At 65.6% G+C, this 14,709-nt stretch carries 13 protein-coding genes, 1 tRNA gene and 1 pseudogene; 2 read left to right on the top strand and 13 right to left on the bottom strand.

Features of this window, described 5'->3' with window-relative positions:
* Positions 1–72: 72 nt before the first annotated feature.
* From AC5P8F_RS14640 to birA, 8 genes and pseudogenes are all read right to left on the bottom strand, one after another.
* Complete coding sequence (locus AC5P8F_RS14640) at positions 73–1,746, bottom strand: protein kinase family protein (RefSeq protein WP_111206499.1); 1,674 nt, start codon at positions 1,744–1,746, stop codon at positions 73–75.
* Between the two features lie 13 nt (positions 1,747–1,759).
* Positions 1,760–2,482, bottom strand: coding sequence for a hypothetical protein (locus tag AC5P8F_RS14645; RefSeq protein ID WP_495228453.1), 723 nt, complete (start codon positions 2,480–2,482; stop codon positions 1,760–1,762).
* A 2-nt stretch (positions 2,483–2,484) separates the two neighbouring features.
* Positions 2,485–3,318, bottom strand: a complete 834-nt coding sequence (locus AC5P8F_RS14650; protein ID WP_111206503.1) for a vWA domain-containing protein — start codon at positions 3,316–3,318, stop codon at positions 2,485–2,487.
* A gap of 403 nt (positions 3,319–3,721) precedes the next feature.
* Positions 3,722–3,949, bottom strand: a pseudogene (locus AC5P8F_RS14655) (phage portal protein); the annotation flags it as partial.
* 457 nt (positions 3,950–4,406) lie between these two features.
* A tRNA-Thr gene (locus AC5P8F_RS14660) sits at positions 4,407–4,482 on the bottom strand.
* A 40-nt stretch (positions 4,483–4,522) separates the two neighbouring features.
* A complete protein-coding gene (locus AC5P8F_RS14665) occupies positions 4,523–5,377 on the bottom strand; it encodes an SPOR domain-containing protein (protein WP_111206505.1) in 855 nt (284 codons plus the stop codon).
* A gap of 9 nt (positions 5,378–5,386) precedes the next feature.
* The gene (locus AC5P8F_RS14670; RefSeq protein WP_134808428.1) at positions 5,387–6,118 is read right to left on the bottom strand and encodes a type III pantothenate kinase; all 732 of its coding nucleotides are present in this window, start codon (positions 6,116–6,118) and stop codon (positions 5,387–5,389) included.
* A complete protein-coding gene (gene birA / locus AC5P8F_RS14675) occupies positions 6,115–7,083 on the bottom strand; it encodes a bifunctional biotin--[acetyl-CoA-carboxylase] ligase/biotin operon repressor BirA (RefSeq protein WP_014645623.1) in 969 nt (322 codons plus the stop codon). Before birA ends, AC5P8F_RS14670 begins: the two co-directional genes overlap by 4 nt.
* Positions 7,084–7,227: 144 nt before the next feature.
* Here birA and AC5P8F_RS14680 point away from each other — a divergent pair, with 144 nt between their 5' ends.
* Together AC5P8F_RS14680 and AC5P8F_RS14685 are read left to right on the top strand one after the other, a co-directional pair.
* Positions 7,228–7,512 (top strand): hypothetical protein, encoded by a 285-nt coding sequence (locus tag AC5P8F_RS14680; RefSeq protein WP_142235555.1) that lies wholly within the window; start codon positions 7,228–7,230, stop codon positions 7,510–7,512.
* Positions 7,479–8,270, top strand: a complete 792-nt coding sequence (locus AC5P8F_RS14685) for a M90 family metallopeptidase (protein WP_167692531.1) — start codon at positions 7,479–7,481, stop codon at positions 8,268–8,270. Before AC5P8F_RS14680 ends, AC5P8F_RS14685 begins: the two co-directional genes overlap by 34 nt.
* Positions 8,271–8,355: 85 nt before the next feature.
* Here the strand turns inward: AC5P8F_RS14685 and AC5P8F_RS14690 are convergent, their stop codons facing one another.
* The 5 genes from AC5P8F_RS14690 to AC5P8F_RS14710 all read right to left on the bottom strand — a co-directional run bounded on the left by AC5P8F_RS14690 (position 8,356) and on the right by AC5P8F_RS14710 (position 14,687).
* On the bottom strand, positions 8,356–9,780 hold the full coding sequence (locus tag AC5P8F_RS14690; protein WP_014645620.1) for an ATP-binding protein: 1,425 nt from the start codon (positions 9,778–9,780) through the stop codon (positions 8,356–8,358).
* A gap of 25 nt (positions 9,781–9,805) precedes the next feature.
* Positions 9,806–10,489, bottom strand: coding sequence for a response regulator transcription factor (locus AC5P8F_RS14695; protein ID WP_004136763.1), 684 nt, complete (start codon positions 10,487–10,489; stop codon positions 9,806–9,808).
* Between the two features lie 73 nt (positions 10,490–10,562).
* A complete protein-coding gene (locus AC5P8F_RS14700; RefSeq protein ID WP_014645619.1) occupies positions 10,563–10,937 on the bottom strand; it encodes a hypothetical protein in 375 nt (124 codons plus the stop codon).
* Between the two features lie 213 nt (positions 10,938–11,150).
* Positions 11,151–12,182, bottom strand: a complete 1,032-nt coding sequence (gene dusA, locus AC5P8F_RS14705; RefSeq protein WP_197621364.1) for a tRNA dihydrouridine(20/20a) synthase DusA — start codon at positions 12,180–12,182, stop codon at positions 11,151–11,153.
* A 90-nt stretch (positions 12,183–12,272) separates the two neighbouring features.
* Positions 12,273–14,687 (bottom strand): peptidoglycan-binding protein, encoded by a 2,415-nt coding sequence (locus tag AC5P8F_RS14710; protein WP_262087955.1) that lies wholly within the window; start codon positions 14,685–14,687, stop codon positions 12,273–12,275.
* Positions 14,688–14,709 lie beyond the last annotated feature (22 nt).

Below are 14,709 nucleotides of genomic sequence, written 5' to 3' on the forward strand. Positions count from 1 at the left end.
TAGCAGCCACGTCTACGATCAAACCAACACATGCAAAAAAAGGCTGAAAGCCTCCTGTACCGTAGCCATCCTCTACCCTGCACACATCTTCAGCACCACTGCGAACAATGCGCCGGCTATTACGACTGGCCAGCACCCGGCGTTGGATGAGACAGGCCTGGGAGGAGCGCCCCCGGGGACGGGTGGTCGATGTGGTGGCCTCGGGGGGGGAGTCGTTGACTGCCGCTGCATTCCCCCTACGATCGCTTGATTCCGACTCTGAGATGGCGACGGATTCGGGCTTGGCTGAGGGAGCGGTCCAGGGCTTGGCACCGCTCCGCCCATCCCCTTGATGATGTTGGCATTTGGGCTGTTTGCTTGCGTCGTGACACCGCCCAAGGCAGCTCTAACAGGCTTCCCTGCTACCAGAAGCCGGAACCTTGCATCCTTCTCGACAAGTGTTTGTATCTGACCAGGAGAAGTAATCGTAATCGACAGGTGGGTATAGCTAATCGACCGAGAACTGTTCTTGACGCGAACACTGTTGCTGTAAGGCGGATCAACTAGGCCCATTACCGAAACCCAGCGCCCAACCCAGGATGCATCGGGCATGCCGGTCTTGATGGCGTCTATCCCGTCGGACCAGATCGACAGCTTCACCGCCAGCCCTCGCCAGTCAGCGAAGTTCACGAAGATGTATGGCTTGCCGTTCCTGGCACGGCCACGCCTTACCTCCTGGACGCGCCCGACGAGCTCCACTCGATTGCCGACCTGCAGCAGTACCTGTCCGTAGTTGGCGGCGTCAGCGACCACATAGGGGCCCTGATAGGTTAGTACTCTGGGCGCCGCGCTGATCGAAATCGGCCCCGCCGGTATACCATTCCCCTTAAGGAACTCGGCTAGCGAAGGAACATTCGAAAAGGGAGCTGCAGCAACTTTGGCTAAATTTTCCACATGAACGCGAGCGCCAGGAATGGCCACAGCACTCTGGAAGGACGTGGATTGGGTCGGGTCCAGAAAATCGTTGCGGCGGAATACGACAGCGCTTGGCTCAGATTTAGTAGACGCCCACATCGTCGGAGCCGCAATTAGAACCTGCAGCGCCACATCCAGCGTCAAGAAGGAGAAACGATCCAACGTGGGACCGAAATCGTTCGCCGAACGCTGCGGGTGCTGGAAGTTGAGCTGGCCCAGCTCGGTCGCCTTTGCTCCCGTAAGTGATTCCACATACAGGCCGTCGTAGTCAATCAGCTGAACAGTGCCGCCATCAGCACTGACCATCAGGTTCTCTGGCTGGATGTCTCCATGAGCAACATTATTCTGCTCTAGGTAAGCAGCCAATGACATCAAAGCAGCCCGCAGCCTAGTCAGCGCCGCCTTGTCAGCGTGCTTCGCCTCAAGAAACTCAGCCAACGTGCTCCCGCTGGCCCACGCCATCTTGACGGTAGGGTAGGTGCCCCCCTGAATCCGGATGCCCGCAGGATTGAACTCAAAATTTAGGAAGTACGGACTATTAAGCTGCTTCAGTCTTGACGAGATCGCCTGATAGCGATGCTCCAGCTCACGAGATTCTTTGTGGAAACAACGCAAAGCATATTTTTTGGAGCCTACCGTCACCTCGTACGTCAGCGCGAACCCGCCGCACAGCGCCAAGGGCAGACCGAGACCAGTGGTTCTCAGCGCACCGCGCTTGAGCTCAGGATCCAGTAGCACCAGCTGAGGGGACTGCAGTGCCTCGTTGTACTGCTCTAAGGACGGGTAGGCCATGGTCAGATCCTCCTCATGACCTGGTAACCGAAGCGATGATCAGTGTTGAGTCATCGCGACGCATTCGGCCCGCGGCACGCTCCTTCTCTACGAGCTCAACAAGCTCATGCGATTCTCGGATACTGCACAAGGATTCCAGTGCTGACGCATCTCCTCTCTCTTGATGGGACAGAAGCCAGGCACCAAGCGCATCGGACATGCACAGGAGGAACCTGTGCCCTTGCTCCTCATACTCCCATTCGTGCACAGAACAGTGCAGACCGTCCGGCTCGTTCAGATCGATCCTTGTAGACAGCAACGTCGGCCTGTCCAGAAACTGCTCCGAGCTGCCATATGGGACTGATGCCAGCATCTTGTCCCCATCGAGCCATACGGCAAGGCTATCTCCGACGGCGGAGATCCTAACCAAGTTTGATTCAGGGAGGTCCTGAACGACTAGCAGCGTGGCAAAGCTTCCCCGCTGGTATGCGGCTGCCTTTGACCAGGTGAGCTGCTCCGGGTCATGCATAGCCTCGTAGGCCTGCGCACAGGCCCCGACCGCAGCCACCGATAGATCTTCATCAGCCATGCGGTCAACAAGGAGCTGCGCCCAATTGCGGGCGTCAAAAGACTCTGACGCCCCATCGGCCAGAACGATCCTACCCACGTCGGGGGCTAGGCGGTAGGCATCCTCATTGTCGCTCGGTGACTCTTCGTGCTTAGCCACCGTCCCCTCAAACAGAACCGACAGGGCCATGATCAGCGCAGCTGCGCGGCCCTCGTACCGATGTCGAAGAAGTCGACGATCTCTGCGATTTCACCATTGAACACGAAGCCCTTCGATTCCATAGTTGCCTTGATACCCTTTTCCTCGGCAACCTTTTGGAGATGCGGAGGCAGAGCACTGGACATCCGGTACAGCAACTTCGCGTAAGAGTCACTCAAGCCAGCGTCGGAACTTGGGAACTTGACCGGATCTCCACCGCTCGTGCTCACATGCAGATTGAACAGCAGCACGCTTCCATCGTTAGTGCTGATCTGCTGCAATTGATGCGCAAGCGACTCGGGATCGCCATCTGTCGACTCACCATCAGTAACGTGAAGTACCGTCGGAGGGTAGCTGTCTGGGTGCGCATCACACCAAGCAGCCAGCTCACCAGCCGCGGCGGTGATTGCGGTGCACATCGGAGTGCCGCCGGAGGCACTGGCCTCAAACCAGACCGGGAACTTGATCGACTGATCGACGAGTCCGCCAGCACCGTCGTCAATGCGCTTGGTTCGGTTCTCCACACGGAGCGGATTGGCTTCAATCTCGGAAATGGGATGGAGAACTGTCGACGCGAGCCCACCGCTCAGGCCATTGCTGGCAGAGGATCCTGAATAGCCCAGGACACCGACCTCGAAGTAGTCCCGGGTGCCTTCGGACTTAGTGCATCGAGTGATCAACGTAGCGAGCGTGCGATTGAGCACGTCCGCAACGAATTGTGCCTTGGATTTGCCGTTCTCCATGTTGTCCTGCATGGAACCGGACTGGTCGACAAGGAAAAGGAAAGCCGTTGGGCTGGTCCTACTAATCTCAGCGGTGTAAGTCATCAATATCCCCTGGAGTCTGAAAGGTGTGAGGCAGTGACGATCTCGACAAAATTAGACCAGATCGCCCCCTCTCCTTATCATGCCGCGCCCGCGCAGAAACCTCCACCAGCGACCTCACGCAGGCGGGTGGGATTTTTCTGACAACCTAGGCAAGGGTCAACTGAGCAACTCTGCCCAAAGCAGTGGGGTCTCCGGCCAGAGACCAAATGCTTGAGCGGGCCAGCGTCGCCGAACTGCCGGGACTGCGTCTAAGGCTCTCTCGCTGGAACACTGAACCCCGGTACGCAGCGCGCAGTCGTGACGATGATCCGGTAGAGCTTTCGCAGGAACATCCGCTTAACTTTTTAATTGACGATGGTGTTCCAGAACTCCATCTCCTCGCCAGCAATTAACTTAGGCAGCTCACATAACACGTGATAGCGAACACCAGACTGTGCGCGGCTCCTGACATGGCGCGGCGACGCTCGACATACCCCATGCCGAAGGTGGTGTAGTCCAGCGCCAGCTGCGAGAACGCCTCGCGGCTCAGCAGCCGGTGCGGTCGGAACGTGCGCACCAGCATGTTGCGTTTGAATGTCAGGCCGCTGTGCAGATACGGGTTGGAGCGCGTGGTGCGCGACAGCCCTTGCAGATCCGTGGACCAAGGATCTGCGCGCGGGCCGTGAAGTGTCTACAGAGCTACCGAGACGAACGAATGCAGGCCCATGGGCGGCCGGTACCGATCAAACCTGAGCAACGACGCCTTCTGGTTTCAGAGTCCGGCACCCCTCTCACGAAATCAGCCCTCGACAGCACCTGGCAACGCCTGATCCGCCGCGCGGTTGCGGAGGACGTGATCGAGAAGGAGCAGCGGTTCGCGCTCCATGGCCTGAAGCATCGGGGAATCACCGACAACGAGGACAAGGCCGCTGGCGGCCACGTGACCGAGGCCATGCGTCAGCTGTACGACCATTCCGTACTGGTGGTAAGAGCGGCCGTGAAACCAAAAAGAGTCGCTAATTTTCCCAGTAGACGAACAAAGGCCAGCGCACCGCACTGGCCTTTTCCGTTGAAACCCCTGTTTTTAAGGGGTCTCGGCGCTTCCCGAGTGGTGCCGCTTATCCGAATCGAACGGATGACCTACTGTTTACAAGACAGTTGCTCTACCAACTGAGCTAAAGCGGCATGGGTGGTGCACCGGCGGCAGCGCCGCGGTCCGGGGATTCTAGCGCAACCGCGTGCATTCCAGCGACCGGCTCTGTGCCGCCCCGCTGCGCTGCTGGGCCTGGGCCGGCTGCGTGCCCGCCGCCAGTTGTCCTTCCAGCCACCATTGGCCGGCGTCGCCGCTGGCCACCAGGCGCGGCTGGAAGCCGGCGGCCTGCACCGCTGCCATGCGGCGCTCGGCGCCTTCGCGATTGCGGTACTGGCCCAGCGCCACGGCGTTGGCCTCCTCCCCCTGGCTGATGATGTAGTAGTCGCTCAGGCCGGCGGCGACGATACGTTTCACGGTGGCCTGCGCTTCATCACGATTGGCGGCGGCCGGCAGCATCACCCGGTAACGGGCGCTGCCGCTGGCAGCGGGCTGTTCGCGCAGGCGCACCTGGCTGAGCAGCGTGCCGGCCTTGCCTTGCGCACCGGTCGCGGCAGCGCGGTCGGCGAACGGGCCCAGCGCGACGCAGCGCGGCGGCTCGGCGGCCGCGGGCGGGGTTACGGGCTTTTCCGGTGCCGGAACGGGTGCAGGCGGTGTTGCCGGCTTGGCGGCGGCAGCAACCGGCGTAGCGTCAGCCGTCTGCGGCTTGGGAATTTCCGGCTTGGCCAGCACGGCCGGCGCGGGTGCGGGCGTCGCAGCCACTGCGGTCTTCGCGGCCGGTTCGCGCTCCATCAGCGGTGCGGTCGGGGCGGCGGCGGTGGCCTCGGCTGCGGCATTGGCATCCGCGCCACCGGGCACCCAGCGCAGCTCGGCCACACCAGCGGGTTGCGGCGGCGGCGCAGGCTTCTGCGGTGCATCGCGCAGCAGCCACCAGCAGGCGACGCCAAGATTGAGAACGGCCAGTACGACGATCAGGGCACGGGTCAGCATGCGCGGATACTAGCCTGCGGGCTGGTGCACCGCCCAGCGGGCGAGGCCATCCAGCACCAGCGAGGGGTGGTAGTCGGCGCCCGGCAGCAGCGGCATCAGCGCCGGTGCGCCGCCGCCGTGCACCAGCAGCGACGGCGCTACGCCCAGCAGCGCGTGCGCCTGCTGCGCACTGCGTTCAATCAGCGCCACCGCAGCGCCATCGCAACCGGAGGCCAGCGCATCGGCGGTGTCGTTGGCGAACTCGCTGTAGTCGCCGCCGGTAGCCGGCAGCTGCACGGCGCGGGCGTGCAGCGCTTCGCGCATGGTCGTGGGCGACGCGGAAATGCGGCCACCGTGGTGCTGGCCGTCGGCGTCGAGCAGGTCAATCGTCAGCGCGGTGCCCACGCCGACCACCAGCACCGGGCGCTGTGCCTTTGCGGCAGCCAGCAGGGCCAGGAAGCGGTCGACGCCGAACTTTTCCGGCTTGGCGTAGGCAATGCGCACACCGGCGCATTCGGCGCTGGTGCGCACCACGTGCACGTTTTCGAAGCGGCGTTGCAGCTGGTCCAGCATGGCGCTGGTCAGCGAGGGTGCGGCCACGCTGGCCACGAACGCGGTGGTACCGCTGGGCAGGCTGTGCGGCGGCTGCCTGGCCATCCCTTCGGCGCCATGCGCCCAGGCCTGCACGTCACCGGCACGGTCACCCTGCAACGGCGCGAACTTGAAGCGCGAGTTGCCGAGGTCGAACAACCAATCGCTCATGCTGCCCTCACGCTGACTTCGCCGGCGTGCAGCAGGCGCTCCTGGCCATCGATGCGCACGCGCAATGCGCCGTCATCGGCCAGGCCAAGCGCGGTACCGTGCTGCCACTGCCCGTCCAGTTCCACGCGTACTTCGCGGCCGGCCAGCATGTCGAAGGCGGCGTAGCGCGGCAGGAACGGAGCGAGGCCTTCGCGATCGAATTCCTCCAGCGCCGGCAGCAGACGGGCCAGCACAGCGGCAACGACCACGTTGCGGTCCACCGGCTTGCCGGCCAGGGTGTCCAGGTCCACCCACGGCTGGCTGATCTGCTCGGCGAACGACGGCGGCATGTGCGTGTTGATGCCGATGCCGATCACCGCGCGCGCCGGGCCGGCGTATTCGCCACCGCCCTCTGCGAGCAGGCCGACCAGCTTGCGCTTGCCATCGACGATCAGGTCGTTCGGCCACTTCAGCTGTGCCTGGGCATAGCCCAGGTCGTGCAGCGCTTCAGCCACGGCGATGCCGGCCACCAGGCTCAGCCCGGCCAGGCGGCCGAGGCCACCGGAGTACAGGCGCAGCACCGACAGGTAGATATGCGCGGCCAGCGGCGAGGCCCAGGTGCGGCCACGACGGCCACGGCCACCGGTCTGGCGTTCGGCCAGCAGCACGCTGACCCCGCGCTGGGGCGCGCTGCACCGCAGCAATTCAGCGTTGGTGGAGTCCACCGTCCAGGCCACCTGCAGGTCGTGCAGCAGCGGCAGAACCCCGGCCGGCAGGCCAGCACGGATCGCCGCCGGGTCCAGCAGGTCAACCGGGCGGGTCAGGCCATAGCCCTCGCCGGCACGGCCCTCGACATCCACACCGGCGGCCCTAAGCCCTTGAATACGCTTCCAAATAGCCGCACGGGTCTGGCCCAGCTCACGGGCCAGGGCGTCGCCGGACAGGCGACCGGCAGCGAGTTTGGCCAGCAATTGGCGATCGTCCACGGCAGCTTCCACGAAGTCAGGCAGGAATTATGCGGGAAAGCCGCCAGCGACGCCCGCCACGCTGGGTTCCGCGGGGGCTTCCAACGGGGCGCCGGGTTCGGGCTAGAATCGGGAACTCACCCTCCCTTAACGTGGATGTCGTCAATGCGCCGTTATGCCCATTGCCTGATCGTGCTGATGATGCCCTTCGCGGCGTCTGCGACGGCAGCGCTGGACGACAGCCGCGGCGCCTGCGTGTCCTCCAACGGTGATGCCGCCTCGCAGCGCGCGCCGACCGCGACTGCCTCGGCTGCGACCACCAAGCCGGCACCGGTACGCCCTGCGGCCAGCAGTGCCACCAGCACCGGGGGCGGCGGCAGCGACGATGACGTGCTGCAGCGCATCCGTGCGCCGAAGTGGCACAGCTACCTGCCGGGAATGTTCCGCTGATCAAGTCGTTGCTGCAGTGGCTGCGGCCTACGCCGCGGCCGATCGACGATGCACTGTGGGAACACGCCTGCCGCCGCGCGGCCTGGCTGGACGGACTGGACGACGAACGCCGCGCGCGCCTGCGCGTACTGGCCACGCGCTTCCTGCACGAGAAGACCATCACCCCGATCGGTGAGCTGCAGCTGCAGGCCGGTGACGGCGTGCTGCTGGCCGCGCTGTGCTGCCTGCCGCTGCTGGCGTTCGGTGAGGTGGGGCTGGAGGGCTGGTCGCAGCTGATCGTCTACCCCGATGCCTTCCGCGTGCACCGCAGCCACATGGATGCGGCTGGCGTGCTGCACGAGTGGGATGACGAGCTGATCGGCGAGTCGTGGGACAGCGGTCCGTTGATCCTGTCCTGGGCCGATGTGCAGGCCGACCTGGCGGCGCCGCACGAGGGCTACTGCGTGGCGGTGCACGAGATGGTGCACAAGCTGGATGCGCTCGATGGTGCGATGGACGGTACGCCGCCGCTGCCGCGCGAATGGCAGCGCGAGTGGGCGGGCACGTTCCAGCGCGCCTACGACGCGTTCTGTGCGCAGGTGGACGCAGGCGAAGAGACGCTGATCGATCCGTATGCGGCCGAGGCGCCGGAAGAGTTCTTCGCGGTGGCCAGCGAGTACCACTTCTCGGCACCGGATCTGCTGCAGCAGGCGTTGCCGGAGGTGGCGGCGCAGCTGCGACGGTTCTACGGCGAGCCGCCCAGGATCGCAATGCGGTAGTGCCGGCCGCTGGCCGGCAACCCCATGATCTTCGATGGCATTGCTTGGTTGCCGGCCCGCGGCCAGCACTACCGATCAACGAGGCTTACGGCCCTGGCGGCAGGCGCACTTCGAAGCGGGCGCCGCCCAGTTCGGCCGAACGGCCCACGGTCAGTTCGCCGCGGTAATCCTTGATCAGGTCCTGCACGATCGATAGGCCGATGCCGTGGCCCTGCACGCGCTCGTCGCCACGCACGCCACGCTGCAGCACCTTGCCGATGTCGTCCGGGGCAATGCCCGGGCCGTCGTCATCCACCGCCAGCAGCAGGCCGGCGCGGCGCGCGTTCGGGGCCGGCAGCGGCTGCGCGGTCAACAGCACGCGGCGGTTGGCCCACTTGAAGGCGTTCTCCAGCAGGTTGCCGAGCAGTTCCTGCAGGTCGCCCGGTTCGCCGTGGAAGCGTGCGGCCGGATCGATATCGAATTCGCACAGCACGCCCTTGGAAGCGTAGACCTTTTCCAGGCCACGCACGATTTCCTCGGCATTGGACTCGATCGGCAGCGGCGCGGAGAACAGCTTGTGGCCCGAGGAGGCCGCGCGCGCCAGCTGGTACGAAACCAGGTTGTTCATGCGCTGCAACTGCACGTCCAGTTCTTCGCGCAGCGCGCCGTCGCCGGCACCGCTGTCCATCTGCGTGCGCAACACGGCAATCGGCGTTTTCAGGCTGTGCGCCAGGTCGGCCAGGGTGTTGCGCTGGCGCTCGAGGTTCTCGCGCTCGCTTTCGATGAAGGCGTTGATGCTGTCAGTCAGCGGTTCCAGCTCGCGCGGGTGGCGCTCGCTCATGCGCTCGGTCTCGCCGCGCTGCACCTTGGTCAACTCGGTGATCACCCGGCGCAACGGGCGCAGGCTCCACTGCAGGATGACGGTCTGCAGCAGCAGCAGGATCAGGCCGATGCCGCCCAGGTAGAACCAGACGCGGCCACGGAACACGCGCAGCTGGGCACCCAGCGCGCGCGAGTCTTCCATCACATAGATGGTGTACGGGAATTCGGTGGCAGGATCGGCGTCGGCGCCCCACACCAGGCCGAGGCCGTAGCGGTACACCGAGCCTTGGCTGCCGTCGATCTGGATCATCGGCAGCGGGCCTTCGAACACCTCCTGACGCGGTGCCAGCAGGCCGCCGCCGACGGTGGGCAGCATCGGGCCTTCGGCGGACATCGAATTGCCCTTGCCGTGCGGCATCACCACCTGCAGGTACAGGCCACTGCCCGGCACGTCGAAGCGCGAATCCGGCGGCTGCTCGCGGATGTACAGCGAGCGGTCACGGGTGAAGTCGATGCCGGCCGCGTAGGAGGTGGCGTAGTTCTTCAGGCGCTCGCGCAGGTTTGCCTTCGCCGTATCGGCGAAGGCGGCGTCGAGCGCGTAACCGGCCAGGGCCAGGAACGCCACCAGGCCCACGGACGCGGCGAGCATCTGGCGCGCCTGCAGTGAGCGCGGCCGCCAGCGTCGGAAGAACCACAGACGGCCGGACATCGTGTTATCGCCAGGGTGAGCCGGCTCAGCCCTCGTTGCGCGGGATCGCGAAACGGTAGCCGCGACCGCGTACGGTCTCGATCGGCTTCAGTTCGCCATCCGGGTCCAGCTTCTTGCGCAGGCGACCGATGAACACTTCCAGCACGTTCGAGTCGCGGTCGAAGTCCTGCTGGTAGATGTGCTCGGTGAGGTCGGCCTTGGAGACCAGTTCACCGGCATGCATCATCAGGTACTCCAGCACCTTGTACTCGTAGCTGGTCAGGTCGACATTGCTGCCGGCCACGCTGACGGTCTGGGCGGCGAGGTCCAATGCGACCGGGCCGCATTCCAGGGTCGGCTTGCTCCAGCCGGCGGCGCGGCGCAGCAACGCGTTGACGCGGGCCAGCAGCTCTTCGACGTGGAACGGCTTGACCAGGTAATCGTCGGCACCCTGCTTCAGGCCCTCGACCTTGTCCTGCCAGCTCGAACGCGCGGTCAGGATCAGCACCGGGAACTTCTTGCCTTCATCACGCAGGGCCTTGATCAGCTCCATGCCCGACATCTTGGGCAGGCCGAGGTCGATGATGCCGACATCGAACGGAACTTCGCGCCCCATGTAGAGGCCTTCCTCGCCGTCCTGCGCAGCATCGACGGCAAAGCCTTCGCGCTTGAGCCGGGCTGCCAGGGTCTCACGCAGCGGGGCTTCGTCTTCGACCAGAAGGATACGCATGAACTCTCCCTAGTGTCCTGGGTGTGGCCCGGAGGCCTGTGGGGTACGGGTTGATAGCGACAACTATCCCTGTTCAGGGGTTATCGCCGCGTAGTGATGACATATCCGACCGCGGCGTGCGCGGCTGTGAACGCGACGGGGCGGGGTCGTCCATGTAGCGGACCCGGCCCCGGTCGTCCATGTACTTCACCCGGTTGATATCACGACCATCGAACGGCACGCGCTCGGCACCGAGGATGTGACCACCCGTGGTGCGCTGCACGCGGCGCACGGCATCGGACAGCGAACGCTCGTCGCCACGGTTGCCGCGCTCGCCCCGCTCCATCATCTCCGCACGCCCCTGCTCACCCCGCGGCGGCTGCTGTGCCAGCGCCGACGACAGCGGCACGGCCGACAGGACCACGCAGGTGGCCAGGGCAATGCGGCGATGGAAGGGAGCGGAAGACATCGATGCGATCCTAGCCGAGCACGGCGATTCGTTCAAAAGTCGTAAATCCGGATGCCGGGTTCGGGGCCCGGCGCTTTACAAATCCTTTGCAAATTCTTGGTTTGGGGCAGTGAATCCGGTCTGAACTTTTCCGGCCGCGACCCCACGATGTTCAGCTAGGTGAACATTCGGAACGAATCGCCGCGCCTTGTCAAGTCAGGAATGTGACAGCGGTCACGCTGCGGCGCGATCAGCGTCGCGTTCGGTCGCGGCAAGCGCCTGCTCGACCAGGCTCCAATCGGCGCCCGGGCGGTGTGCGCCCTCGCTCAGCACCTGGCGGAATGCGCGGCCACCGGGCTGGCCATGGAACAGGCCGAGCAGGTGGCGGGTGATGTGCTTCAGCGCCAGGCCTTCGCCCAAGCGCGCTTCCACGTAGGGGCGCAGCGCGCGCAGCAGGTCGCCGCGGGCCTGCAGCGGGGCGCCGGTCTGCAGCGCCTCCAGCTGATGCAGCAGGTAGGGATCGTGGTAGGCCGCGCGGCCCAGCATCACGCCATCGACGTGCGCGGCCTGCGCCTGCACCGCCTCGACGCTGGCCAGGCCGCCGTTGAGCACCACCGGCAGCGCCGGGCGCTCCTGCTTCAGGCGGTAGGCCCAGTCGTACTTCAGCGGCGGAACCTCGCGGTTCTCCTTCGGCGACAGGCCCTTCAGCCACGCGTTGCGCGCGTGCACCACCACCATCGCGGCACCTGCGGCGACCTGGCGGTCGACGAAGGCGGCGAACACGTCGTAGTCGTTGTCCTCGTCCACGCCCAGGCGGCACTTCACCGTCACCGGGATCTCGACGGCATCGACCATCGCCGCCACGCACTCGGCCACGAGCATCGGCTCGCGCATCAGGCAGGCGCCGAAGCGCCCGGCCTGCACGCGGTCGGACGGGCAGCCGCAGTTGAGGTTGACCTCGTCGTAGCCCCAGTCGGCAGCGATGCGCGCAGCCTGCGCCAGCAGCGCGGGATCGCTGCCACCCAGCTGCAGCGCCAGCGGCTGTTCGCTGCGGTCGAAGCCGAGCAGGCGCTCGCGATCGCCGTGGATGACCGCGTTGGCGTGCACCATTTCCGTGTACAGGCGCACACCCGGTGCCACCACGCGATGGAACACGCGGCAATGGCGATCGGTCCAGTCCATCATGGGGGCCACGGACAGGCGCAGGGAATCGGCGTAACGGGCGGTGGCGGACGTCATCGGGGTGTTGATCGTGGAGACTGGCATTGCCAGTGAGATCAATAGTTTACACCGGACGGCTGAATGGCGGCGGGTGTCCCCGGGGCCGCTCGACCGGCCCCGGGGATACCGCGTGGCTTACAACCCGCGGTTGCGCACCTGTTCCTGCTGCTGTTCCTGCGCACGCTGGTTGAACTGACTGTCCAGCGCTTCGCTCTGCCGGCTGCTGGCCTCGACCGAGTGCGACACCGCCTGCTGGCGGTCGACGAAGGTCCGCTGCGCTGCCGGGTCACCCAGCTCGCCCTGCACCGCGAACAGGCCGGTGCCGTCCGGGCGGGCCACGACATGGTCGATCTGGCGCATGCCGGACACCTTGCTTTCGTAGGCCAGCTGGCCAGCCGCTCGTTCGGCTTCCTGCGAGTTGGCGAACAGCGGCTTCAGGCCGGCCTGGGCGCGCTGCTGTTCGAGCGCCTGCAGCTTCTCCAAAGCCTGGCCGAAGCGCGCGTTGTCGGCATGCCCGGCGTCGCGCATGCTGGCCGGCGCTGCAGGTTCGGCCTGGGCCGGTGCCGCCGGCGCGATACCGGCCTTCACCGCGTTGGGCGCATCCACCTGCGCCAGGGTCCTGCGGCCGGCCTTGCCATCGTCGTCCAGGCCATTGTTGGCCTGGAACTGCTTGACCGCTGCAAAGGTGTCCTTGCCATACACGCCATCGGCGTGCAGCGGCTTGCCGTCGGCCCCGGCGTAGCCCAGCGCCGCCAGCTTGCCCTGCAGGGCCTTGACCTCATCGCCGCGCTCGCCCTGCTTCAGCACGCCATCGGCCATCGGCGCCTGCTGTGCACTGCGTGCGGCCTGCGCGGCCTCGGGGCCCTGCGCGTGGACCTTGCCGCCCAGGGTGATGCGGTCGTTGAGCATGTCACCCAGGAACCTGCGGTACTGATCGGGCTCGAGCTCGATATGCGCGTGCACGGCACCCGGGGTACCGGCATCGGACTGGCGGATCAACGGCGCACCGTACTCGACGAAATCACCGGTCTTGTAAGGGGTGGTTCCACGCGCACCGTGCAGCACCTGCCCGACCAGTTCGCGCTGCGGATGCCCGGCCGGATGGCTCCAGATGCTGATCGAATTCCACTTGTCATTGTTGACCTGGACATACCCGGCGACCGGATTGGGAATCATCACCTCCCGGTCGCCGCGCGCATTGCTCAGGATCAGATCCTTGTGCACCAGCGGGATGCCGTTGCGATCACCGCGGGTCCGTACCGTTTCCAGTTCGCCCTCGACCATGGCCGACGGGCGGTCAGCCTTGGCGGCATTGCCGGTGCGCACGGCCTCGGCGTTGGTGTTGGGGTGATGGATCTTCAGTTCGCGATAGGCATCCTCGCCACTGGTGCCATGGCGCAGTGTGCGGTTGCTGCTGCCGTTGCCAAAGGGTTCGACCACGACGATGCGCTGGCCACCGGGCGCGGCGGCGGCATCGGCTTCCCGCGCAGTCGCGGGTGCGGGTGCCGCAGCAGGAGTGACCGGTGCAGGCGTGGCCGGTGCCACAGGCTGCGCCGGCGTGTGCTCGCGTACCGCCGTATCCAGGGCCTGCAGGGTCTGCCGGCCGGCCTTGCCATCGACGGTCAGCCCATGCGCCTGCTGGAACTCGCGCACTGCATGCTCGGTATTGGCACCGTAGTGGCTATCGGCTGTCAGCGGTTGCCCGTTGCGACCGCTATGGCCGGCCTGGATCAGCTTGGCCTGCAGGGCCTGGACCTCGGTACCGCGCTCGCCGGGTGCCAGCACGCCGTCGGCCATCGCCGATGCCGCCGCACGCTGGCCGCGCTGGCCGCGCTGGCCGGGCTCAGGTTCACCGAACACCTGCTGGTAATCCTTGCCCCGGTAAGCCTCGGGGTTGTGGTTGACCTGGTCGTAGCGCGCCAGCCCGACCAGTGCGGTCTTCTCGGTGAGCGCACGATCACGCAGCGAATCCCACAGGGTGGGCGAGCTCTGGAAGTGCACCTGCACATTGGCGTGCTTGTAGTCCTGCACCGCGCGGACGATCTGCTCGTCACTCAGCTCAGTCAGCTTGAAGTCTTCGCCATAGGCCTGCTGCAGGCCCTTCTGGAACACCGACCGGGTCATGCCGCGGTACTGCACCGAGGTGCTCCACAGCGCATCCTGCACGGCCGCACCACGGCCGGAGAGATCGATGCCCACATCCTTCAGGCGGCCCATCTGCACGTCGTAGTACTTGTGCTGGATGAAGTCGTGCTGGTCCCTGGCAAACCCTGCCGGATCGGCGGCCGCCACTTCCTTCCAGCGTTCGGTGAAGGCCGGGGTTCCTGCCTGCAGGCCGTTGAAGCGGTTGCCATAGCGCGAGGCGGCGACGTACTCATCCACGCCGCCAACGTTGGTGGCGTACTGGTAACTGCCATACGACACGCCGCCATGGTCGCCCCTGCCGGTGGAAACGTGGCCGGGGCCGCGACCTCCGGTTTCGAAATGCGCCGACGTCTGGCCGCGATGCCAGTTGTCCATTGCCTGCTTTGCCTGGGTCACAACATCCATTTTCCTGCACTCCTTTGCGGGG

It is taken from the genome of Stenotrophomonas sp. YJH_SMC_69, from assembly GCF_059370495.1.

What these genes read in the sequence shown, in the direction of transcription:
- AC5P8F_RS14640 (WP_111206499.1), bottom strand. Translation starts at nt 1,746, where the DNA reads ATGGCCTACCCGTCCTTAGAGCAGTACAACGAGGCACTGCAGTCCCCT.
- AC5P8F_RS14645 (WP_495228453.1), bottom strand. Translation starts at nt 2,482, where the DNA reads ATGGCCCTGTCGGTTCTGTTTGAGGGGACGGTGGCTAAGCACGAAGAG.
- AC5P8F_RS14650 (WP_111206503.1), bottom strand. Translation starts at nt 3,318, where the DNA reads ATGACTTACACCGCTGAGATTAGTAGGACCAGCCCAACGGCTTTCCTT.
- AC5P8F_RS14665 (WP_111206505.1), bottom strand. Translation starts at nt 5,377, where the DNA reads ATGCTGACCCGTGCCCTGATCGTCGTACTGGCCGTTCTCAATCTTGGC.
- AC5P8F_RS14670 (WP_134808428.1), bottom strand. Translation starts at nt 6,118, where the DNA reads ATGAGCGATTGGTTGTTCGACCTCGGCAACTCGCGCTTCAAGTTCGCG.
- AC5P8F_RS14680 (WP_142235555.1), top strand. Translation starts at nt 7,228, where the DNA reads ATGCGCCGTTATGCCCATTGCCTGATCGTGCTGATGATGCCCTTCGCG.
- AC5P8F_RS14690 (WP_014645620.1), bottom strand. Translation starts at nt 9,780, where the DNA reads ATGTCCGGCCGTCTGTGGTTCTTCCGACGCTGGCGGCCGCGCTCACTG.
- AC5P8F_RS14695 (WP_004136763.1), bottom strand. Translation starts at nt 10,489, where the DNA reads ATGCGTATCCTTCTGGTCGAAGACGAAGCCCCGCTGCGTGAGACCCTG.
- AC5P8F_RS14700 (WP_014645619.1), bottom strand. Translation starts at nt 10,937, where the DNA reads ATGTCTTCCGCTCCCTTCCATCGCCGCATTGCCCTGGCCACCTGCGTG.
- dusA (WP_197621364.1), bottom strand. Translation starts at nt 12,182, where the DNA reads ATGCCAGTCTCCACGATCAACACCCCGATGACGTCCGCCACCGCCCGT.
- AC5P8F_RS14710 (WP_262087955.1), bottom strand. Translation starts at nt 14,687, where the DNA reads ATGGATGTTGTGACCCAGGCAAAGCAGGCAATGGACAACTGGCATCGC.